The sequence below is a fragment of the Streptomyces sp. 11-1-2 genome (genome assembly GCF_003595545.1).
GTDB lineage: Bacteria > Actinomycetota > Actinomycetes > Streptomycetales > Streptomycetaceae > Streptomyces > Streptomyces hygroscopicus_B.
Window position 1 is genome coordinate 1,892,241 of the sequence record NZ_CP022545.1, and the last position, 19,762, is coordinate 1,912,002.

19 protein-coding genes and 2 pseudogenes are annotated in these 19,762 nt (G+C 70.9%); 8 read left to right on the top strand and 13 right to left on the bottom strand.

Annotated elements, in window-relative coordinates; all coding sequences use genetic code 11:
• Positions 1-39: 39 nt before the first annotated feature.
• A pseudogene (locus tag CGL27_RS50830) lies at positions 40-582 on the bottom strand (hypothetical protein); the annotation flags it as partial.
• A pseudogene (locus CGL27_RS50835) lies at positions 580-927 on the bottom strand (FCD domain-containing protein); the annotation flags it as partial. The pseudogenes CGL27_RS50835 and CGL27_RS50830, both read right to left, overlap by 3 nt.
• Positions 928-1,064: 137 nt before the next feature.
• Here CGL27_RS50835 and CGL27_RS07540 point away from each other — a divergent pair.
• From CGL27_RS07540 to CGL27_RS07550, 3 genes are all read left to right on the top strand, one after another.
• Positions 1,065-1,409 (top strand): peptidase inhibitor family I36 protein, encoded by a 345-nt coding sequence (locus CGL27_RS07540; RefSeq protein ID WP_078645227.1) that lies wholly within the window; start codon positions 1,065-1,067, stop codon positions 1,407-1,409.
• A gap of 158 nt (positions 1,410-1,567) precedes the next feature.
• Entirely contained in the window at positions 1,568-2,737 is a 1,170-nt protein-coding gene (locus CGL27_RS07545) for an aminotransferase (protein WP_119985461.1), read from the top strand.
• A gap of 113 nt (positions 2,738-2,850) precedes the next feature.
• Entirely contained in the window at positions 2,851-3,504 is a 654-nt protein-coding gene (locus CGL27_RS07550) for a class I SAM-dependent methyltransferase (protein WP_119985463.1), read from the top strand.
• 24 nt (positions 3,505-3,528) lie between these two features.
• Here CGL27_RS07550 and CGL27_RS07555 read toward each other — a convergent pair whose 3' ends face one another.
• Both CGL27_RS07555 and CGL27_RS07560 read right to left on the bottom strand, forming a co-directional pair.
• A complete protein-coding gene (locus tag CGL27_RS07555; RefSeq protein ID WP_119994280.1) occupies positions 3,529-4,080 on the bottom strand; it encodes a hypothetical protein in 552 nt (183 codons plus the stop codon).
• Between the two features lie 57 nt (positions 4,081-4,137).
• Entirely contained in the window at positions 4,138-4,941 is an 804-nt protein-coding gene (locus CGL27_RS07560; RefSeq protein ID WP_119985465.1) for a hypothetical protein, read from the bottom strand.
• Positions 4,942-5,021: 80 nt separating this feature from the next.
• Between CGL27_RS07560 and CGL27_RS07565 the strand changes: the two genes are divergently transcribed.
• Together CGL27_RS07565 and CGL27_RS07570 are read left to right on the top strand one after the other, a co-directional pair.
• Complete coding sequence (locus tag CGL27_RS07565; protein ID WP_119985467.1) at positions 5,022-5,540, top strand: cupin domain-containing protein; 519 nt, start codon at positions 5,022-5,024, stop codon at positions 5,538-5,540.
• A gap of 373 nt (positions 5,541-5,913) precedes the next feature.
• Positions 5,914-6,885 carry a glycoside hydrolase family 16 protein gene (locus CGL27_RS07570; RefSeq protein WP_078645216.1) on the top strand — a complete coding sequence of 324 codons (972 nt, stop codon included), beginning with the start codon at positions 5,914-5,916 and terminating at the stop codon, positions 6,883-6,885.
• Between the two features lie 88 nt (positions 6,886-6,973).
• Here the strand turns inward: CGL27_RS07570 and CGL27_RS07575 are convergent, their stop codons facing one another.
• From CGL27_RS07575 to CGL27_RS07595, 5 genes are read right to left on the bottom strand one after another with little or no spacing between them, the layout of a single operon-like run.
• The gene (locus CGL27_RS07575; RefSeq protein ID WP_014059101.1) at positions 6,974-7,438 is read right to left on the bottom strand and encodes a ribose-5-phosphate isomerase; all 465 of its coding nucleotides are present in this window, start codon (positions 7,436-7,438) and stop codon (positions 6,974-6,976) included.
• Positions 7,435-9,180 (bottom strand): dihydroxyacetone kinase family protein, encoded by a 1,746-nt coding sequence (locus CGL27_RS07580; protein WP_119985469.1) that lies wholly within the window; start codon positions 9,178-9,180, stop codon positions 7,435-7,437. Before CGL27_RS07580 ends, CGL27_RS07575 begins: the two co-directional genes overlap by 4 nt.
• Positions 9,177-10,637 (bottom strand): FGGY-family carbohydrate kinase, encoded by a 1,461-nt coding sequence (locus CGL27_RS07585; protein ID WP_119985471.1) that lies wholly within the window; start codon positions 10,635-10,637, stop codon positions 9,177-9,179. The genes CGL27_RS07580 and CGL27_RS07585 overlap by 4 nt, the downstream gene beginning before the upstream one ends.
• Entirely contained in the window at positions 10,634-11,704 is a 1,071-nt protein-coding gene (locus tag CGL27_RS07590; protein WP_078645211.1) for a 2-hydroxyacid dehydrogenase, read from the bottom strand. The genes CGL27_RS07585 and CGL27_RS07590 overlap by 4 nt, the downstream gene beginning before the upstream one ends.
• Before the next feature lie 6 nt (positions 11,705-11,710).
• Positions 11,711-12,379, bottom strand: a complete 669-nt coding sequence (locus tag CGL27_RS07595; RefSeq protein WP_078645209.1) for an HAD family phosphatase — start codon at positions 12,377-12,379, stop codon at positions 11,711-11,713.
• 174 nt (positions 12,380-12,553) lie between these two features.
• On the opposite strand from CGL27_RS07595, the gene CGL27_RS07600 reads away from it, so the two are divergent.
• From CGL27_RS07600 to CGL27_RS07610, 3 genes are all read left to right on the top strand, one after another.
• Positions 12,554-13,342: a DeoR/GlpR family DNA-binding transcription regulator gene (locus CGL27_RS07600; protein WP_078645208.1), complete on the top strand. Its 789-nt coding sequence runs from the start codon at positions 12,554-12,556 to the stop codon at positions 13,340-13,342.
• A 107-nt stretch (positions 13,343-13,449) separates the two neighbouring features.
• Complete coding sequence (locus CGL27_RS07605) at positions 13,450-14,733, top strand: MFS transporter (protein WP_119985473.1); 1,284 nt, start codon at positions 13,450-13,452, stop codon at positions 14,731-14,733.
• A 299-nt stretch (positions 14,734-15,032) separates the two neighbouring features.
• On the top strand, positions 15,033-15,767 hold the full coding sequence (locus CGL27_RS07610; RefSeq protein ID WP_119985475.1) for an alpha/beta hydrolase: 735 nt from the start codon (positions 15,033-15,035) through the stop codon (positions 15,765-15,767).
• Positions 15,768-15,996: 229 nt separating this feature from the next.
• On the opposite strand, the gene CGL27_RS07615 is transcribed toward CGL27_RS07610, so the two are convergent.
• The 4 genes from CGL27_RS07615 to CGL27_RS07630 form a co-directional block, all read right to left on the bottom strand.
• On the bottom strand, positions 15,997-17,124 hold the full coding sequence (locus tag CGL27_RS07615; RefSeq protein ID WP_119985477.1) for a caspase family protein: 1,128 nt from the start codon (positions 17,122-17,124) through the stop codon (positions 15,997-15,999).
• Positions 17,121-17,546, bottom strand: a complete 426-nt coding sequence (locus CGL27_RS07620; RefSeq protein WP_119985479.1) for a hypothetical protein — start codon at positions 17,544-17,546, stop codon at positions 17,121-17,123. Before CGL27_RS07620 ends, CGL27_RS07615 begins: the two co-directional genes overlap by 4 nt.
• Positions 17,539-18,828, bottom strand: a complete 1,290-nt coding sequence (locus CGL27_RS07625) for a serine/threonine-protein kinase (protein WP_119985481.1) — start codon at positions 18,826-18,828, stop codon at positions 17,539-17,541. The genes CGL27_RS07620 and CGL27_RS07625 overlap by 8 nt, the downstream gene beginning before the upstream one ends.
• 417 nt (positions 18,829-19,245) lie before the next feature.
• Positions 19,246-19,668, bottom strand: a complete 423-nt coding sequence (locus tag CGL27_RS07630) for an ATP-binding protein (RefSeq protein WP_119985483.1) — start codon at positions 19,666-19,668, stop codon at positions 19,246-19,248.
• Positions 19,669-19,762: the final 94 nt, after the last annotated feature.

The window sequence follows — 19,762 nt, forward strand, 5'->3', positions numbered from 1 at the left end:
GGCAAGCACCGTTGCAGTACTAGGTGGCGGCTGGCCCTTGCCGAAGTGCACCGCCGGGAAGGCGCCCGCCGCCCTGAGCGTTTCGGTGAAGCCACCGGCCAGCTCGGTGAGGCGCGCGGTGGCGGCCGGGCCGAGATGGTCGTACGGGGCCGTGTCGAGGCGGTCGGTGAGCGCCTCGGCCTCACCGCAGGGTCGCGCCCGACTCCGTGAGATCCCCCGCCTCGCCCAGCAGGCCGCACTCGCGCAACCGGTCCCGGGCGGCGGCCCACTGCCCGGCGGACCACCCGCGGGTCCGTATGAACGTCGCCGACGTCGGCGCGGTGCCGGTGGCGTTGTGCAGGACCAGCGCCTCGATCCCGGACAGGCCCGCGATCGCCAGGGCGAAGAGGTGACCGTCGCCCCGGTGCTCGCGCCGACCGTCCCGAGCGGGGCCGCGCGGTCCGCGAAGTAGGCCATGGCCCCGCGCTCCAGCCCGAGCGCCCCGAGTTCGTCCTGCCGCTCGGGCGCGAAGTACACGCACGAGTGCACGGGATTGACGACGCTGTGGCAGCGGCGGCCCGCACTCGGCTCGAATGTCGTCAGCGCCGCCTCCTCCAGCAGGCGGTGCTCGCGGGCGCCGTCCCGGTCGGGGTTGCGGTGTGCCGACCAGCGGCGAGCCAGCTCGCTCGCGGTCCACATCCGGTCGAAGGTCTCCAGCGGGACGGGGTTGCCGCAGCCCTCCAGCAGAGTGCGGTGGAAGACCCGGTGGGCTTCGGCCCATGCGGCGCTGTAGTACTCGCCCTCCCCCGGTACGTACGCCTGGGTCCGGGTCAGCCGGTGGTGGGCGGCGCGTACGCAGTAGGCCGGGACGGCGAAGCCGCGGTTGTGCGGCCGGTCCGCGAGGCCCTCGCCGACCAGCCGCACGAGCGCCTCGCGGACAACGGCCAGTCTCCCGCCCTGTTCCTTGGCGAGGTCTACTCTCTGGATCATCGACGCAGCCCACCGTCGAACACAGGAGCTGTCTATCCGCCGTCCGTCCCGAGTTGAACAATCGTGGTGTTGGCTTTCGCGTCAAGGAGGACGGGATGAACCCACGTTTCACACGCTTCGCGCTCGTTGCCGGGACCGTTGTGGTGACCACACTGGGTCCCTCCGTACAGGCTCAGGCGCTGCCCGCCTGCGCGAGCAACGCGATCTGCCTGTGGCGGTTCCAGGACGGTACGGGCGAGCTCTACACCTGGCGGGGCGGCTACGTGGACCTGCCCAGCCGGTTCACGGACCATGTGGGTTCCTTCCGGGCCAACAGGACCGGTGCCTTCATCGACTGGGCCTCGGGCAAGGAGTGCCACTCGGTCCGCAAAGGCGACTACGCCAGCAACTACAGCGGCCGGTTCGGCTCGAAGATCGACGCGGTGGGCGACAACTGCTGACCCGCCCGGCCCCGGAAGCCTGCTTGTGCAGGTGGTGAGTGCTTTCCTCCGGCTCCCTCGCGGGCATCCCCGCTGCCGTGGCTCGGCCGACGCGCGGGGGAGGTCGGTAGCATCGCGGTGAACCGACAGCGGCCAGCCACCCGTGAAGGAGCGCCGACGTGCGACTCAGCCCGCGCACCGTGCAGGAGATCGATTCGCCGATGGGCGCGACGTATGCCCTGCTGGCGGGCCGCAGCGGCGAGCGGGCGCTGCTCGATCTGGCCCAGGCCGCGCCGAGCTACCCGCCCGCGCCCGAGATGGTCGAGCACGTCGCCAAGGTCGCGCACGAGCCGAACGGCGCCGCGTACGTGCCGAGCCCCGGACTGCCCCGGCTGCGGGACGCCTTCGCCGCCGACCTCAGCCGCGGCTACCAGAGCCCGGTGGGGGCTGACCAGATGGTCGTCACCGCAGGATGCAACCAGGCGTTCTGCCTGGTCGCGCAGGCGCTCACCGAGCCGGGCGACGAGGTCATCGAAGTCCTGCCGTACTACTTCAACTACGACATGTGGCTGCGCATGAACGGCGTGGTGCCGCGATACCTGGAGCCCGGACCCGATCTCGTGCCCGACCCGGAAGCTGCCGAAGCGCTCATCACCCCGCGTACCAGGGCGATCGTGCTGGTCACTCCGGGCAACCCGAGCGGCGTCACCATTCCGCCGGATGTGCTCGCGGACTTCTACGCGGTGGCGAAGCGGCACGATATCGCGCTGATCGTGGACGAGACCTACCGCTCGTTCCGCGACACCGTGCGACCGGCACACGACTTGTTCGCCGACCCGGACTGGGCGCGGACCCTGGTGAGCCTGCACAGTTTCTCCAAGGACCTCGCGATTCCCGGCTACCGGGTGGGCGCGGTCGTCGCCTCGCCCGAGCTGAACCGCGAGGTGATGAAGTTGCTCGACTGCGTGGCGATCTGCCCTCCGCGCGTCGGGCAGGAGGCCGCCTGGGCGGGGCTGACCTCGGCCCAGGAGTGGCGGCGTGCGCGGGCGAACGAGGCCACGGAGAAGCGGCGTTGGCTGGAGACCGTGCTGGCCGGGCGGCCGGGCGGTTTCGAGCTGCTGAGCTGCGGAGGGTTCTTCGGCTGGGTCCGCCACCCCTTCGCCGACCGCGGCACCGAGGACGTCGTGCGCGACCTCATCACCCGCTACGACACGCTCGTCATTCCGGGTACCGCCTTCCTGCCCGACGACCGCCACGTGTTCCGGGTCAGCTTCGGCAACGTCGACCGGGCCGGGCTCACCGAATTCGCCGGGCGGCTCGAGCTGATGGCCAAGGATTTCGTCGGCTGATCCCGCGGGCCGCGGCCGGCCTGACGCTTGACCTTGCCCGAAGGTGAAGGTCAAGGGTGCCGGTGGCGACCGAGCAGGGTGCTCGGCTCCGGCCGAACCGGGAGGAACCCGCAGTGGATGACGACGCTCTTCTGACCGAGCAGCTGGCCTACTACAGGGCGGGCGCGGCGGAATACGACCGGCCCTATGCGGAGCGCGAGGACTTGCGGGAGTTGCTGACCGCCGTCGATGACCTCCCGATTGCCGGGGATGTGCTGGAGCTGGCGTGCGGGACAGGGCAGTGGACCTCGTTGCTCGCCGCGCGGGCGCGTTCGGTGACGGCCGTCGACGCGGCGGCTGAGGTGCTGGCCCTCGCTCGTGCGCGTACCGCGTCCGCCACCGTCCAGTTCGTCGAGGCGGACCTGTTCGAGTGGCAGCCGTCGCGGTGCTACGACACGGTGTTCTTCGCCTTCTGGCTCTCCCACGTGCCACCGGCGCGGTTGCCCGGCTTCTGGAACACCGTCGCCTCCGCACTCGCACCGGGTGGGAAAGCGGTCTTCATCGATGACGGTCCCGCCGCGGCCGCCGAGGAGGACGTCCTCTCCGGCCGGCCGATCCCGGTGGCCCTGCGCCGGCTCGACGACGGCAGCCGGTACCGCATCGTGAAGGTGTTCCACGCCCCCTCCTCACTCACCGCCGACCTCACGGCGCTGGACTGGTCGGCCCATATCCGGCTGGTGGCCGGGAAGTTCATCGGCGTCGCGGAACCGCCGGCCACCTCCGCCTGAGAACCGGCCCGGCTCCGGCGAGGATCAGATGAGTGTGGCCACCTTCTCGGAGGGCCTGTTGCGCCGCCAGCCGACGGCGAGATAGGCGAGCATCCCGACCGGCGGGATGGCGCAGACGGTCCAGCTTATGGCCACGGGCGGGCCCGGCTGGTCGAGCACACCGACGTTCCGCAGGGTGCCGCGGCCGCGGCCGGCGGGGCCGTCGATGTCGAAGGTGAAGCTGACGGTGCCAGGTTCCGGCAGGGCCTGGACATCCAGGCCCCAGACATCCCGTTTGCGGGGGTGCCTGCCCAGTGGGCTCTCTCGATCGTCGGCGTCGATGCCGGGCCCGTCGAGAGTGAGCGGGCCCGACTTTCCCGCGACGCCGTCGGCCGGTGCGAAGGTGAAGTCGAGTGACTGCATGGCCCGCAGAGGCCACTCGGAGAACCCGACGGTGATCGTGTAGGGCCCTGCCTGTACCCGCTCGGTATGGACGACGCCGACGGGGGCGTAGGCCGCCGCCGGCGCGGTCGACACCGCCACCAGCGTGAGTGCGGCGGCCACGGTCAGGACCAGTCGGCGTGCGTGGCCTCGCATACGCCGGGATGCGGAGGCCACGGCGAGCGGGAGCGGTGAACGTGAGGAGCGCATGGGTCATCGGCCCTTCGTGATGGATGCGGTGGAGTGTTCGCGCAGCAGGACGGCGAGCCGGGCGGCGAGGTAGCCCGCGATGACGCCCGTGGCCAGACCGACGGCCGTCATCGTCAGCAGGTCGGACGGGGCCGGGCCGGAATCGCCGAACAGGGCGCTCTGGACGGGGAGGGAGAGGCCGGTCACGGCTCCCCCTCCGGCACCCATGATCTGCGGCGCGATCCGGCCCGACCAGCCCCGGCTCCTGCTCAGCCACAGCAGTGCGGTGATGGCCGCTGCCGCGAAGAGCATGAACACCGGGATCTCGGAGGGGAGTTCGGGCGGGATGTCGCCGAGGTTGTCGCGCAGCGGCAGACCGCTCGCATCGGCGTAGACCCGCGCCGCCCAGGGCGAGAACCACCACAGGAGGAGCTGCAGGACGCCGAGGGTCGCGGCGGTCGTCAGTGCGGTGCTCCGCCGTCCGATGGTGAGCGTCCCCGTGATCAGCAGGAGAGTCGAGAACAGGATGTTGCCGACGAGCTCGGGCTCGACGGGCAGCGGGAGTGCGCCGAATGCGTGCTGGCCGGTGCCACCGTGCCGGTCCCGGCGTCCAGTCCGTTCTGCCCGACCCGGACCGCGACCGGGCAGGTGGACGCGATGCCGCTCTACGCGGGCGAGTCGGTCGGCGCCGTGACCAGGATCGAACCCGCCGCGGACGTGATCCGCGAACTCGCCACCGGCGCGGTCGCACGCCTGCGCGGGGCGCTCTCCGGCCAGGATCCCGACTGACGAGACGGACTTAGGTCTCCGGCCCCGTTCAACGGCCACCAAGGTCATTCGGAAGCCCGATGCCGCCTTCTCGGGGCGGAGCCATCATGCCAGTGGAGACCTGCCGAAAGGAGCACATCATGTCCTACCCGGAAGACCTGGAGTACCCGGAGCCCCGCTACCACGGCGACAGGGGCGAAGTGAACGCGACCTTCCGCCCGGCCGGCACCCCGCCGGACCTCTCCTCACCCGGCGGCTCGACCCACTACCTCGCCACCAGCGAGTCGACCGGTGGCGAATTCGGCCTGTACAAGGTGGAGATGGGTCCACGGTCCGGCGGGCCCAAGACCCATTTCCACAAGGCCATGTCCGAGTCGTTCTACATCCTCTCGGGCAAGCTGGAGCTCTACAACGGCGAGAAGTGGATCACGGGCCGCGAGGGCGACTTTCTGTACGTACCGGTCGGTGGCCTGCACGCGTTCAAGAACGTGGCGGACGAGCCCATGTCCATGCTCCTGCTCTTCGCCCCGGGCGCCCCCCGCGAGGAGTACTTCGAGCGGGTCGCGGAGATGACACAGCGCGGCGGCGAGGAACTCAAGCGGTTTCGCATCCGGCACGACAGCTACTTCGTGGAGGACTTCGACCCCGGGACGGAGTAGTCCGGGACACCGTGGCGGGCCTCCTCATCCTGATTCGGCCCACCCTGGGGTGCCGTCAAGAGTTGGCGCGCGTGGGTGCGGGCAGCCCGCGTATGTCTCCAATTCTGAAGTGGGGCGAGCGATACTTCCGTGCGGTCGCGGCCATGCGACGGGCATACGTTCAACTGGTGAACTCGGCGCGGGTCTTGACCGGCAAGGGCAGGGTCCAAGACAGTCGTTCTGTGTGAGCGCTCTCTCGACCCGATGGCGCTCGCGCTGTCCCTGTGCCCGAGTCCCCGTAGTCCAGCCTCCACCACACCCCACGCCAGGAGCGGGCTACGGGGGCTCGCACACCCCGTCACCGACGTTCCTTCGAACGAAAGCAGCCCCCCACATGTTCAGGATCACCTCACGTACGACGGCGGAGGCCAAGCCCCGCCGCCGACGACGCGTACTGGCCTTCGTGGCCGCCCTGTCGCTTCCGCTGACCGGACTGCTGGCTCTGACCGTGTCCTCCAACACCGCCGCCGCCGGCGAACCCGCCGCCGCGGCCGAGTGGACCACCGTCTTCCAGGACGACTTCGACGGCGCGGCGGGCACCGGTCTGAACAAGAACGACTGGCTGTACGACATCGGCACCGGCTACCCGGGCGGCGCCCCGAACTGGGGCACCGGGGAGGTCGAGTCGGTCACGGACTCGACCGAGAACGTCTACCACGACGGCGAGGGTCACATGGTGATCAAGCCGATCCGCGACGGTTCCGGGAAGTGGACGTCCGGCCGCGTGGAGACCCAGCGCACCGACTTCGAGGCCCCGGCCGGTGGGCAGTTGGAGATCAGTGCCTCGCTCAAGCAGCCCAACCCGGAGAAGGCGCTCGGAATTTGGCCCGCCTTCTGGGCCATGGGTGCCGACGCCCGTCCGACCGGCGCCACCAACTGGCCGAGCATCGGTGAGCTGGACATCATGGAGGCCGTCAACGGGCTGAGCAAGCACTCGAACACCTTCCACTGCGGGGAGTGGGCCGGTGAGTGCCACGACCCGGACGGGATCACCAGTGACCTGCTGCCGTGCGACGGCTGTCAGACCGAGTACCACACGTACTCCGTGATCGTGGACCGCACCGACACCTCCGCCGAGCAACTGCGCTTCTACCGCGACGGCAAGGAAACCTTCACGGTGAAGCAGAACCAGGTGTCCGCCGAGACCTGGAAGAAGGCGGTCGACCACGGGTTCTTCGCCATCTTCAACGTGGCGGTCGGCGGCTCCTACCCGAACAAGGTCTGCGGCTGCACCTCGCCGGCGGCGGACACCACCTCCGGTGAGGGGATGAGCGTGGACTGGTTCTCCGTCAAGGTGAGCCAGTAACGACGACACGGCCTCCCACTACGTCGGTCTCCACGATCCGATGGTGATCGTGGAGACCGACGTTGTTCGCTCTGTCCTGCCTCCCCGATCAGCCCTCGTAGCTCCGGATCGCGGCAACCTTCTCCGCCGACGGGGACGTCTCGTCGAAGCTCTGCGCGAGCCAGTCGTCGGTGAGCGACCGGGCGAGTTCCAGCCCGATGACGCGCTGGCCGAAGCAGAGCACCTGGGCGTTGTTGCTGAGGACCGAGCGGCGCACGGAGTAGCTGTCGTGGGCGGTGACCGCGCGGATGCCGGGGACCTTGTTGGCGCTGATGGCCACGCCGAGGCCGGTGCCGCACACCAGGAGGGCGCGGTCGGCGGTGCCCTCCGCGACGCGGCGGGCCGCTTCCACCGCGACATGCGGGTAGGCGGTGTGCTCGTCGCTGCCCACACCGACGTCGATGACCTCGGCGACCCGCGGGTCGGCCAGCAGATCCCGCTTGAGGACTTCCTTGTAGTCGTATCCGGCGTCGTCACAGCCGACGACGATCCGGAACGCGTTCGCGGTGGTCATACGGGATCGCTTCCTGTCGTCGTGTGGAGGTTGGCCACCGCGGTCAGTACCGCGGCGAGTGAGGTGGCTCCGGGATCGGGGGTGCCCACACTGCGGTCGGCGAGGGGGCGGGCGCGGCCGAGGCGGGGGCGCAGGGCGGCGGTGTCCTCGGCAGCCGTACGGGCTTCGGCCACGGCGGACGCGTACGCCTCGGCCACCGGATCTCCGGTCCGCAGCCGCGTCGCGAAGGCGGTGGCGAACGGCGCGAGAGCGTCGACCAGGGTTTTGTCGCCCACCTCGGCCCCGCCGAGCGAGGTGACGGCGGTGAGCGCGGCCGTGGCGGCGGACGCCAGCTCCGCGCTCCCCGGCGCCCGGTCGGCCGGCAGTGCGGCGCCGACGGCGCGCAGCGCCACGCCCCACAGCGCACCCGAGGTGCCCCCGGCCTCCGCCGCCCAGGCATCACCGGCGGCGGCCAGCACCGCCGCCGGGGCGAGCCGATCGGTGTGTGCCTTCTCGGCGGCCACCAGTGCCGCGTCGACGCCCTTGCACATGCCACGGCCGTGATCGCCGTCGCCCGCCACCGCGTCCAGCCTGCCCAGGGCCTCCGCGTCCCGGTGCAGTACGTCGCGGGCGGCGCGCAGTGCGTGGACGGCCAGCTCCGCGACCTCGACCGCCGCGCCGGACGCCGTGGCGGCGGACCGCTCCGGGCGGCGCGGGGCGGCGGCGGGCCGTGTGGCGGCGGCGGCCACCGGGGGTTCCTGCGGTGTCCCCCGGCGGAAGGCCGGGGTGTCGGCCGGTGCGAGCCACAGGCGTTCCAGCTCGTCGTCCAGCCAGCTCAGGGTGAGGGAACAACCGGCCATGTCGAGACTGGTGACGAGTTCGCCGACCTCGGGGCGTACGGGTGTGAGCCCCGCCTCGTCCAGCAGCCGGGCCACGGCGCCCCACAGCACGTACAGCTCCTCGTACTTCGTGGCGCCGAGGCCGTTGAGGACGACCGCGACCCGCCGCTCGCCGTCCGTGTCCGCGGGCCGGTCCGCCAGCAGCCCCGTCACCAGGGCACGGGCCAGGTCCTCGGCGGTGCCCAGGGTGTCCTCGCTGACCCCCGGTTCGCCGTGGATGCCGAGACCGAGGCCCAGGCGTCCCTCGGGAACGGTGAACAGGGGCGCGTCGGAGCCCGGCAGAGTGCAGCCGTCGAAGGCCACTCCGAGCGTGCGGGTACGGGCGTTGGTGTGCTCGGCCACGCGGACGACCTCGTCCAGACCGGCGCCTTCCTCGGCCGCCGCCGACGCGGTCTTGAAGACGACGAAGCCGCCCGCGATGCCCCGCCGCCGCGCCGTCTGGCCGGCGGGCGCGGAGGCGATGTCATCGGTGACGGCGAAGCAGCGGGCGGGTATGCCGTCGTCCGCCAACTGCCGTGCCGCGAGGCCGAAGTTCATCACGTCCCCGGCGTAGTTGCCGAAGAGGAAGAGGACACCGCCGCCCGCCTCCGCCGCCTCGGCGACCGAGCGGGCGCGGGCGGCCGACGGGGAGGTGAACACATCGCCGATGACCGAACCGTCGGCGAATCCGGGGCCGACGACGCCGCAGAAGGCGGGATAGTGGCCGGAGCCGCCACCGGTGAGAACGGCCACCTTCCCCGTACGGGTGGGGCGGGCGCGCACCACACCGCCGGGTACGGCCCGTACGTGTTCCAGGTGGGCGGCGGCGAACCCGGTGATCATGTCGTCGGTGAACCGGGCGGGGTCGTTGAAGAGCCTGGTCATCGGGTGCTCCAGCCTTCGCGTGCGATGTCGAGGGCGTGGCGGTAGGCGGCGTAGCCCTCGGCGTAGTGGTCGTTCAGCCCGCGCTCGGCGGTCACGGTACGGAGGCGGGCGCGCCAGGCGCCGGGGTCGACCGGCGTGCCCAGGGAGCGCCATGCGACCTGGGCCGCACCGCGGATGCCCACGGCGTCGTCGCAGACCTCCAGGTCGCCCCCGAGGACACCGGCGAAGATGCGCGCCCACTCCCCGGAGCGCGCGCCACCGCCGCAGGCGGTGACGGTGCGGGTGACGCCGAGGGTTTCCATGCAGTGCCGGGCGGAGTAGGCGACGGCCTCGCACAGCGCCCGTACCAGGTCGGCGCGGCCGGTCAGCGGGGAGAGACCGTCCAAGCGGCCACGGGCCCGTGGGTCGACGAACGGTGCGCGCTCGCCGCTGGCCGACAGGAACGGCAGGGCGGTGACGCCCGAGGCGCCGGGCGGGGACTGGACGAGCAGCGCGTCCAGCGCCTCGATCTTGACGTCGAGCAGTTTCAGCAGCCAGTCCAGGCCCGCGGTGCCGATCATGGCGGGCATGACCCGCAGATAGCGGCCCTCGTACGGGGTCGCCAGCAGCATCCCGGCCGGGTCCTCGGCGATGGCCGGGCGCGGCTCGGTGTCGAGGACCTGGGCGGCGAGGGTGGTGCCGATGATGAGGTTGCCCTCGCCCGGTTCGGCGACTCCCGAGCCGAAGGCGCAGGCCGGGATGTCGAACGGGCCGGCCGAGACCGGCAGCCCGGCGGGCAGGCCCAGCCGCCGGGCGGCGTCGGGCAGCAGCCGGTGCAGGGTGCCGGGCGGCGCCGGATCCGGCAGCAGCCGGCGGTGTGCGGACAGCCCGCACAGCTCGAGCGCCCTCTCGTCGTACGTACGGGAGGCGACGTCGAGGAACGGCTGCGAGGCGTCGGAGACATCGACGGTCACGGCGCCGGTCAGCCGCTGTACGACGGCGTCCACGCAGTATCCGGCGACGTGGGCCGCCGCCAGCCGCTCCGGCTCGTGCTCGGCCAGATGCGCCAGCAGGGGTGCGGCGGAGCCGGGGAAGAGACCCACGCCGGTGCGCCGGTGCAGGGCGTGCAGGGTGCCGTCGGCGGCCCACCGGTCGAGCCGGTCCGCGGCCCGGCCGTCCATCCAGGACAGCGCGCGGCCGACGGGGGCGCCCGTGGCGTCGCGCAACCACAGGCCGTCGCCCTGCCCGGTGAGGGCCAGGGCCTCGGCCGGTTCGTCGCCCAGTTGCGCGGCGTCGGCGAGTGCCGCCCGTACGACGGTCTCCACGGTGCCCACGACGTCGTCCAGGTCCTGCTCGACGCGGTGTCCGGGCAGGGTGTAGACGGTGCTGCGGGCCTCATGGGCGGGGGTGGTCCGGCCGTCGCGGGAGATCAGCTGGGCCTTGGTGACCGAGGTGCCGATGTCGACTCCGACGATCATGGCCGGCTCCCGGTCAGCACCTCCGGATTGGCCACGTGCCGCAGCGGTTCGCCGCGCAGGAAGCGGGCGGCCTCGGCAGCGGTGATCAGCGCGGCCCGGTCGGCGGTCTGCCGGGTGGATCCCGCCAGATGTGGCGTGGTGATGACATGGGGGGCCTTGTGCAGCGGCCAGTCGGCCGGGGGCGGCTCGATGTCGTAGACGTCCAGGGCGAGCGCGCCGAGCCGGCCGGACTCCAGCAGGCCGGGCAGCGGGGCGTAGTCGAGCAGCTCGCCGCGGGCCGAGTTGACGAGGATGGCGCCCTCGGGCAGGAGCGCGAGGTTGCCGGCGTTCAGCAGATGCCGGGTCTCGGGGGTGACACGGGCGTGCAGGCTCACGACGGAGCTGCGCCGCAGCAGGTCGTCCAGGCTGGTGAGCTCGACACCGTCGGCCCGCGCCCGGGCCGGCTCCGTGTACGGATCGGAGACGAGGACGTGTGCGCCGAAGGCACGCAGCACACGGGCCACGATCGAGCCGATGGCTCCGTACCCGACGAGGCCGACGGTGGCGCCGTCGAGCTCCAGCCCCGCGTTCTCGTAGGCGTAGTAGTCACCGCGCCATGTGCCCTCCTTGAGGGCCGCGTCGGCGAAGGTGAGGTGGCGCATGGCGGCGAGGATCAGGCCGACGGTGAATTCGGCGGCAGCGGCGGCGTTGCGGCCCGGTGTGAAGGTGACGGGTATCCCGGCGGCGGTGGCGGCGGCCAGGTCCACGTTGACCGGGCCACCGCGGGCCACGCCGATGAACTTCAGATGGGGCGACTCGCGGATGACACGGGAGGTGAACGGAGCCATCTGGGTCAGGGCGACACTCGCGTCGCCGAGCGCCTCCAGCACCTGCTCCTCGGTGCCGCTGGCCTCCTTCACACCCCCGTTCCCCTGCCCGTCGGCGCCCACCGGGCCGAAGGGTTCGTTCGGCCAGCGGGTGCGCAGCGTGCGGAAGCTCAGCCCGGCGGAGGGCAGGCTCTCGCTCAGAGCGGCGGCGAAGAGTTCGGGGGCGATGAAATCGTCGCCGGATACCAGGACCGCGGTCATGTCGGGTCACTCCCCTCGGGTGTCGAGCCTGCTGAGCAGGAAGTCACGTACGGCATGGTGGTCCGCAGAACGGTAGGCGGCGGCCGCGAGGGCGTCGTCGGCGGGTGGGTACTGCGGATTGGGGATGGCCACCACGGTCATCCCGGCGGCCGCGGCGGCGCGCAGTCCGTTGCTGGAGTCCTCCACCGCCAGACAGCGCTCCGGGGCCACGCCGAGGGCGCGGGCGGCGGCCAGATAGACGTCCGGGCTCGGCTTTCCGCGCTCCACCTCGGCGCTGGAGACGGTCGCCTTGAAGTGGTGGTCGACACCATGGTGGGCGAGGACGGCGTCGATGACCCGGCGCGGCGCGGAGGAGGCGAGCGCGACGGGTGCGAGCTCGGCGGTGGCGGTGATCATCTCTCGCGCTCCGGGCAGCAGGCCGATGCGGCCGTCGGCCAGCGCCTGGACCATGCCGTCGACCACGACCTCCTCGGTGCTTGCCGCGGAGTCACCCGCCCCGCAGAACCGGGTGAGGTAGGCGGCCCACTCGGGGGCGCTCATCCCCTGGACGTCGCGCGTTTGATCCGGGCCCCACGCGCGGCCGCGTGCGGCGGCGTACGCGGCCCACAGCTCTTCCCACAGATGCTCGCTCTCCACCAGTACGCCGTCCATGTCGAAGACCACTGCGTCGGCCATGCGTACCCCTGATCTCCTGGCTGATGATCTCTGGCTGTGCCGGAGCACCGGGAGGTGTCCGTCGCACCCGGCGGTGTCCGTCGCACCCGGCGGTGTCCGGCACAGCGAAATTAACATTGGCTACGTGAGTTGTCACTGGTTCTATGTGAGAAATGAACACGGCAGGATGGGGGCATGACTACTCCCCCGTCGTCGCGCGGCGCGCGGCAGCAGCGGCACCAAGTGATCGTCGACCACGTTCTGGCCCGGGGGGACGCCACCGTCGCCGAACTGGTCGAACTGACCGGCGTCAGCCTGATGACGGTCCACCGGGACATCGCCGAGCTGGCGGACCGCGGCATCCTGCGCAAGTACCACGGCGGCGTCTCCGCGCAGCCCTCGATGGTCTTCGAGTCCAGTTCCGACTTCCGGCTGCACGCACACGCCGACGAGAAGCGGGCGCTGGCCCGCGCCGCCCTGCCGTTCGTGGCCCCGGGGATGTCGGTGATGCTGGACGACTCGACCTCGGCGCTGGCTCTGGCGCGGCTGTTGCCCGAGGTGGGACCGCTGACCGTGGTGACCAACTACCGCCTGATCACCGAGGAGCTGAGGGGCGCCGAGGGCATCCGGCTGATCTGTGTGGGCGGCGAGTACTCGCGCACCCATGACTCATGGATCGGCCTGCCGGCGATGGACATGATCGGCGGCATCTCCGTCGATCTGAGCGTGCTCTCCACCTCCGCGATGACCGCGGGCATGACGTTCCACCAGGAGCAGGAGATCGTCAGCATCAAGCGGGCGACCCGGCAGGCGGGCGCGACGAGCGTGCTGCTCATGGACCACAGCAAGGTGGGCCGTCGCGCGCTGCACCAGCTCGAGGGCGTGGACTCCTTCGACCACGTTCTGCTGACCGGTCCGGTGGACGAGGAGCTGGTGCGGGAGATGCGGGAGCTGACGGATGTGCGGGTCATCGAGACGGAGTAGTTACCACTCGATCCCGTTATCTTTACCAAGACTCTTGATATTTCTCTCGGCGCGCTTGAGTATCTGCGGTCGTACTCCTTACATCACCGCAGAGTGGAGGTCGAGCGATGCCGAAACCCTTGATCCTGGGCTATCTGGGCGTACTCCTGTTCATGATCGGCGATGGTGTCGAAGCCGGGTTCATCGCCCCGTACATGGCCGACCACGGCGCGGCGACGGACGTGCGGGCCGGGTACGTCATCACGGTGTACGGCATCGCCGTCATGCTGGCGTCGTGGTTCTCCGGTGCGCTCTGCCAGGTGTGGGGGCCGCGCCGGGTGATGTGGACGGGCCTGGTGATCTGGGCCGTCTTCGACGCCGCGTACCTGCTCTTCGCGCTGGGCACCGAGAACTACCCGCTGATGTTGCTCTTCTACGGCATCCGGGGCTTCGGCTACCCGCTCTTCGCGTTCGGCTTCCTGGTATGGATCACCAACACGGCACCGAAGGCCCGGCTGGGCACCGCGGTGGGATGGTTCTACTTCGCCTTCACCGGCGGCCTGCCCACCCTCGGCTCGCTGTGGTCGAGCCTGACGATCCCCTCGTTCGGCCGCCTGGGCACGCTGTGGTCGGCACTCGCCCTCATCCTCCTCGGCGGCGCCATCGCCCTGGTCGGCGCCCGCAGGAGGCCCGGCGGTGACCGGATGGCGCCGCCGGAGGTCACCACCGGCCAGAGCCTGCTCAACTCCGTCTCCATCATCTGGACCCATCCGCGCGTGCTGGTGGGCTGCCTGGTCCGGGTCATCAACACGGCCCCGGAGTTCGGCATGCTGGTGTACCTGCCGCGGATCTTCTCCGACGACGTCGGCTTCGGCGAGGACAAGTGGCTCCAGTTGCTGGCGATCATCTACGGCACCAACATCTTCTTCAACCTCATCTTCGGCGTCCTCTCCGACCGCATCGGCTGGCGCACGACCATCGCGGGCTTCGGCGCGCTGGGCTGCGCGATCAGCGTCACGACGCTGTACTTCGTACCGACCTGGCTCGGCGCGGACTACTACTGGGTCGCGGTGCTCGCGGGGATGTTCTACGGGGCGACCCTCGCCGGATTCGTCCCCATCTCGGCGCTCATCCCGTCGATGGCGCCGGAGAACAAGGGCGGTTCCATGGCCCTGCTCAACCTGGGCGCGGGCGGCGCGGCCTTCGTCGGCCCGGCACTCGCCAGCCTCTTCTTCCCCCTCGTCGGCGCCGGCGGAGTCACCCTGATCTTCCTCGCCCTCTACCTGGTCGCCTTCGTGCTGACACTCCTGCTGAAGCTCCCCGAGGAACGGGGTGACGAGCCCCCGGCCCTGGACACGACGACCGGCCGGCAGCCCCGCACCGACACGGCCTCGACCACCACATCCGCCTGAACCCCGCTGCGCCGGGGGCACCCGCGGACGGCCCGCCGAACCACGAGGGTGGCCGGGCCGGCCGCGGATGCCCCCGGCGCCCGGCACCACCCAGTGGCACCGCCCGGGGCCGGGCGGGTTTGGCAAAAACCCATTGGCGGCCCACAGCGACCACTGCTACTTTTCCGGTGGCCGTGCGAGAGAACGAGGAGGTGGTACCCGTGAACGCAGTATCGACATGGGTGCTCCCCTCCGGGGTCACGGTCGGGCGATAGGTCGTCCGGGAGCGCCGTTCACGAGCCCTCCCGAAAGGCACGACCATGCGATTCACTTCCGAACAGCGCCTCGACGACGGCGTCCTCGAGCGCGAATTCACCCTGCGCGAGATCCCCGGCATCCTGTGGACACCCGCATCAGCATCCGCACCGGTGCCGCTGATCCTGCTCGGCCACCCTCCCCTCGGGCTTCACAAGATGTACCCCCGACTGGTGGCCCGCGCCCGGCACTCCGCGGCGGACGGCTTCGCCACGGCCACCATCGAGCTCCCCGGAAGCGGCGACCGGCCCCGTTGGCCCGCCGCCGAGCAGGCCCGCGCCGACCTGCGCCGGACGATGGACGCCGGCGAGCCGGTCAGCGACGAGATCGTCGACGCCCTCGTCCTCCCGCTGGTCGAAAAGGCAGTCCCGGAATGGCAGGCCGCCCTCGACGCCCTCCTTTCACTGCCCGAGATCGGCGGCCCGGTCGGGTACTCGGGAGGAGTGACCTCCATCGGCATCCGGCTGGCGGCAGTCGAGCCGCGCATCGTGGCCGCCGGTCTCTTTGCCGGAAGTTTCGTGCCTCGCGCCATGTTCGAGGAGGCCCGGCAGGTCACTGTTCCACTGCACGTCCTGCTGCAGTGGGACGACGAAGGGAACGACCGGCAGGCGGCCCTGGACCTGTTCGACGCCTTCAGCTCCAAGGAGAAGTCCCTGCACGCCAACATGGGCGGGCACACCGGCGTCCCGCACTTCGCGGGAGACGCCGCGGCCCAGTTCTTCACCCGGCATCTGAAGTGAGGCCGGGCCGTCAGCGGCAGCAGACGGTAGCTGATGTCGGCCGGCATGCCGCTCATCGAGGACAGCTCCCGGCCCTCCTCGATGAGCGGTGGCCGGCAGACGCACAACCGCCCCGATCGCGGCGGTACCGGCCATCGTCGGCACCGGCCGGTCGGGGCGGCGCCCGGCCACCAGCGCCTCCCTCGGCTGGGCGCCCTATTCGGCCCGCTTATATTCATGGACAAGGCCGCTACGTCTTGGCAGCCAGGTCGAGTGCGTGCTTGAGCACCTCGCATGCCTGGATGTAATTGCCCGACTCCTGGAGCAGATCGGCGAGCCTGCGGCAGACCAGGACCGCCTCAGGCCCGAAGCTGCGGTGGGTCCGGTGGAACGCCTGCTCCAGCACGTCGATGGCCTCCCGGCTCTGCCCGGTCTCGGCGAGCAGATCCGACAATTCAAGCTGGACCGCAAAGGTGTTGTCCGCCGCCTGGGGTGCCTGTTCGCGGAGCGCCAGCCTCAGAATCGGCAGGGCATCGCGGTGGCGGCCCTCGGTGCGCAGCACGCGCGCCAAACCCAGTCCGGTGGCCACCATGGCGGCGCGCACATCGGCCTCCAGGACCGGTCCGGCCGGGGTGTGGGCCGTGTCGCGGGCCCGGTTGCGTACGAGGGGCAGCCGTCCGATGTTGTTCTCGCGGTTGCACTGCGGCAGGGGCCGGTTCTTCGCTCTGAGACGCTGGTCGAGAGCGCGGTAGAGGGTGTCGAGGTCGATCAGTTCAGGGCCGCCGGAGACGCCGAGGCGCAGGATGTCGAGCAGTTCCCCGGTGAACGCGGTGTGGAGTTCGCCATCAGGCGCGAGCGCCGGCCGGTCGCGGGGCGAGGCCGTGAGCACATAGGCGCCGTCCACAGCCATCTGAGCGGCCAGGGAGCCGCCTTCACTGCCAAGGGTGCGCGCGGCGCGCCCGCTGAAGCAGGAATCGAGGACGAGCACGCGGCGGCGGGCGCGGGAGCCGCGGATGGCCGCGCGCAGGTGCTCGTAGGCCACTGCCGTATAGCCGGTGTTCTCTCGGGAGCCCCGAAGCGCCAGGTAGAGGTCGGCGGATTCCGTGTCGCGGAGCCCGTGGCCTGCGAAGTAGACGAACAGCGTGTCGGTGGCCTCATGACCGGCCCGGTGGACGGGGTCGAGCAGCGCGGACGGGTTGTGGGGGTCGGAGACAACCTCGCAGTGTTCCTTCGCCAGGCCCCAGAGCAAGGCATCGCGCAGGGCCTCGGAGAGGTCGCGGACATTGGCGGCGACGGCGGGGAGCTGTTCCAGGTGGTCATAGGCCGCGCTGCCGATGAGGACGGCTCTGGATGCCGCGAGGTCAGGCAACTGCGTCATCCGTCATCGCCACCAGTCTCCCCGTCGGGCTCGGCTCGCCCGGTGCCGCGCCCGGGTTCGTCGAGCAGCTCGACGATGCCACGTACCGTCTCGGGGTCGGCCGCCATGTCCACCGGGATGTCGACCTCTACGGCGCCGCGGCGCAGCGTCAGTACGGGCCGGGTGCGACGGGCATCGCGCCACTGAAGGATGGAGACGATGAGCGCGGCGCTGGACAACCCGGATCCGATGGTGAGTTGAAGCACGTCGAAGCCGGTGCCCATGGTGCCGGGTGCGGGCGGCCCGTCGCCGGCCACCTGACCGCGCAGCCGCCCGAGGGATTCGTCCTCGCCTAACCAGCGCAGCAGCGAACGGAGTTCGTCCTCGCACTCGACGGCGTTCGGCCCGTCCCCCGCCGCTACCCGTACGTCGATCTCAGCCACCTGTTTCACCCTCCCCTGCCTTGAGATGCGCGCCGACTTTCGCGAACAGCGCCAGCGCCTCCCTGCCCGCGCCCAGCCGGGCCAGGCATACCGCCTGCCAGTAGCGGCTGGCCAGCGTCATGGAGTGGCCCTCGCCGAACTCCGTTGAACAGACCTGGGCCACGGCGGTGAGCATACGCACCGCCTCCTGGAACTCTCCCCGCTGGACAAGGCTGACGGCCTCTCGCAGCCGGGACACCGGGTTCTGCGCCGTCATACTGCCGATGACCAGCTGACGGGTGGCGTCGCTGAGGGACAGCGGCCCGCTGCCGTCGCCGAAAACCGGCAGTGCGGCCGTAGCGTGGGCGACTGTGTCGAAGTACTCGGGAAGCGAGGAGTCCGCTTCGAGGGTCTCGTGGACATAGCTCAGGGCCTGCTCGCGTACCTTGGCCTCGACCAGGGCCGTGAGGTGTTCCGGCGCCTCGGGAGGCGGGGCAAGGGCCTGCTGCACGGCGGAAGGGTCCGCCAGTCGTCGGCTCGGGTCCCGTTCGCACAGGCCATCGACGATCGTCACCAGGTCCTCGGGTATCCCCGGGCGGGAGGCCAGTGAGGGAACGCCTTCGTCGACCACCTGCTCGACGACCGCCCCGACGTCCATTGCGACGTCGAACGGGGACTCGCCGGTGAGCATCAGATACATGCATAGGCCCAGCCCGTACAGGTCGGACGCCGGTCCGGACTGCTCACCGCGGATCGATTCGGGTGCCATGTACTGGGGTGTGCCGATCAAGGTGCCGACTCGGGTGATCGCGGACGTCTCCGTGAGCCGGGCCAGCCCGAAGTCCTGCAGGACCACCTGGCCTGTCACGGTCACGCGCACATTCGAGGGCTTCACATCGCGGTGCAGCACACCCGCGGCATGGGCTGCGCCCAGCCCGGAACACATGGCGGTGGCGACCACGCGTACCACATCGGGTTCCAGGGGACCACAGGTCGCGACGAGCCGGTGCAGTCCGAGCCCGTCCAGGAGCTCCATCACGAGGTACGGGCGATCGTCATGCACCCCGGCGTCGTGGACGGTCACCACGTTCGGATGGCTGATGCGGGCCAGCGCCTGAGCCTCACGGCGGAAGCGCTTCAGCACCTCCTGGCCGTCCGGGAAGCCCTGCGCGGTCCCCAGGATCTTCACCGCCACCCGGCGGCCCAGCTGGACGTCTTCCGCTTCGTGGACCACACCCATGCCGCCGTGGCCGATCACACGCAGCAGCCGGTACCGGCCGTCCAGCGTCTCCTGTCCCGACATCGCCGCCCCCGCCCCGTCGCTCCTCCCGCAGACACTAGCGTCGACGGGCGGAAGTCATCTGGTACACGTCGTAGACGCCCTCCCCAAGGGTGTGAGCGCGGACTCCCCTCGGCAAGGCTCGTCGACGACCGTTCCCCGGACTTGCCACTCCGATCAACGAAGTACAACTGGCACAGTTCCCAGCCCGAGCCGACCGGCGGCTGGCGGCCTACGTGGTTGCTGAGAGTCGCCACAGAGCGGGGTACGGCGCTCACGCCCTGGGAGTGCCCCATCCGCCGGCGGGCGCCAAGGAGTTTTGGTGCGCCGTGAAGCAGGCCGTCCACAGCGACGAGGGCCACCCCACGTGCAGCCTCGGGCCGGTGGTATTCACCGGCTCGGGGCTTCGTCACGTCTCGTGCCCGATCACTGCGCGCGTACTCATCCCCGTACCTCCCCGTCCAGTTCTGCCCATACCCGCCTGCCCCACGGCAACGGCTCGGTGCCCCAGTCCCTCGCCAGCGTCCCCACGAGTGCCAAGCCGCGCCCGTTCTCGTCTCCGATGTTCGGCTCCCTGCGCACAGGGCGCACCTTCGAGAAGTCCACGACGCCCGTCCGCACCCGTGCCGCCCCGGGGCGGTCGATGACGACCCGGATGGTTTCTCTCCGCGCATGCCGGACGGCGTTGGTCACCAACTCGGAGATGATCAGGGTTCCGTCCTCGGCCAAGTCGTCCAGGCCCCGGACGGATAAGGCGACGCGCACCAGGCGCCGGGCGGTGGCGGCGCTCTCGGGTTCGCGCGGCAGAGTCTCGCTGTACCCGGGACGCCCGGTCGGGCGGGCACGCGTTGTAGGTTGCGGCATGTCGGTCTGCTTCCTCAGATGGGCCAACCCCCGGGCTGGTCGCACGGCCGCCGGGGCGCTGTCCGCTTATGTAAGCGACATGCCGGGAACGCTG

Excerpts from the sequence above, each read along its gene's own strand:
- CGL27_RS07580 (WP_119985469.1), bottom strand. The coding sequence starts at position 9,180 with ATGACCAGGCTCTTCAACGACCCCGCCCGGTTCACCGACGACATGATC.
- CGL27_RS07540 (WP_078645227.1), top strand. The coding sequence starts at position 1,065 with ATGAACCCACGTTTCACACGCTTCGCGCTCGTTGCCGGGACCGTTGTG.
- CGL27_RS07605 (WP_119985473.1), top strand. The coding sequence starts at position 13,450 with ATGCCGAAACCCTTGATCCTGGGCTATCTGGGCGTACTCCTGTTCATG.
- CGL27_RS07610 (WP_119985475.1), top strand. The coding sequence starts at position 15,033 with ATGCGATTCACTTCCGAACAGCGCCTCGACGACGGCGTCCTCGAGCGC.
- CGL27_RS07585 (WP_119985471.1), bottom strand. The coding sequence starts at position 10,637 with ATGATCGTCGGAGTCGACATCGGCACCTCGGTCACCAAGGCCCAGCTG.
- CGL27_RS07615 (WP_119985477.1), bottom strand. The coding sequence starts at position 17,124 with ATGACGCAGTTGCCTGACCTCGCGGCATCCAGAGCCGTCCTCATCGGC.
- CGL27_RS07595 (WP_078645209.1), bottom strand. The coding sequence starts at position 12,379 with ATGGCCGACGCAGTGGTCTTCGACATGGACGGCGTACTGGTGGAGAGC.
- CGL27_RS07630 (WP_119985483.1), bottom strand. The coding sequence starts at position 19,668 with ATGCCGCAACCTACAACGCGTGCCCGCCCGACCGGGCGTCCCGGGTAC.
- CGL27_RS07600 (WP_078645208.1), top strand. The coding sequence starts at position 12,554 with ATGACTACTCCCCCGTCGTCGCGCGGCGCGCGGCAGCAGCGGCACCAA.
- CGL27_RS07565 (WP_119985467.1), top strand. The coding sequence starts at position 5,022 with ATGTCCTACCCGGAAGACCTGGAGTACCCGGAGCCCCGCTACCACGGC.
- CGL27_RS07590 (WP_078645211.1), bottom strand. The coding sequence starts at position 11,704 with ATGACCGCGGTCCTGGTATCCGGCGACGATTTCATCGCCCCCGAACTC.
- CGL27_RS07575 (WP_014059101.1), bottom strand. The coding sequence starts at position 7,438 with ATGACCACCGCGAACGCGTTCCGGATCGTCGTCGGCTGTGACGACGCC.
- CGL27_RS07570 (WP_078645216.1), top strand. The coding sequence starts at position 5,914 with ATGTTCAGGATCACCTCACGTACGACGGCGGAGGCCAAGCCCCGCCGC.
- CGL27_RS07625 (WP_119985481.1), bottom strand. The coding sequence starts at position 18,828 with ATGTCGGGACAGGAGACGCTGGACGGCCGGTACCGGCTGCTGCGTGTG.
- CGL27_RS07555 (WP_119994280.1), bottom strand. The coding sequence starts at position 4,080 with ATGCGAGGCCACGCACGCCGACTGGTCCTGACCGTGGCCGCCGCACTC.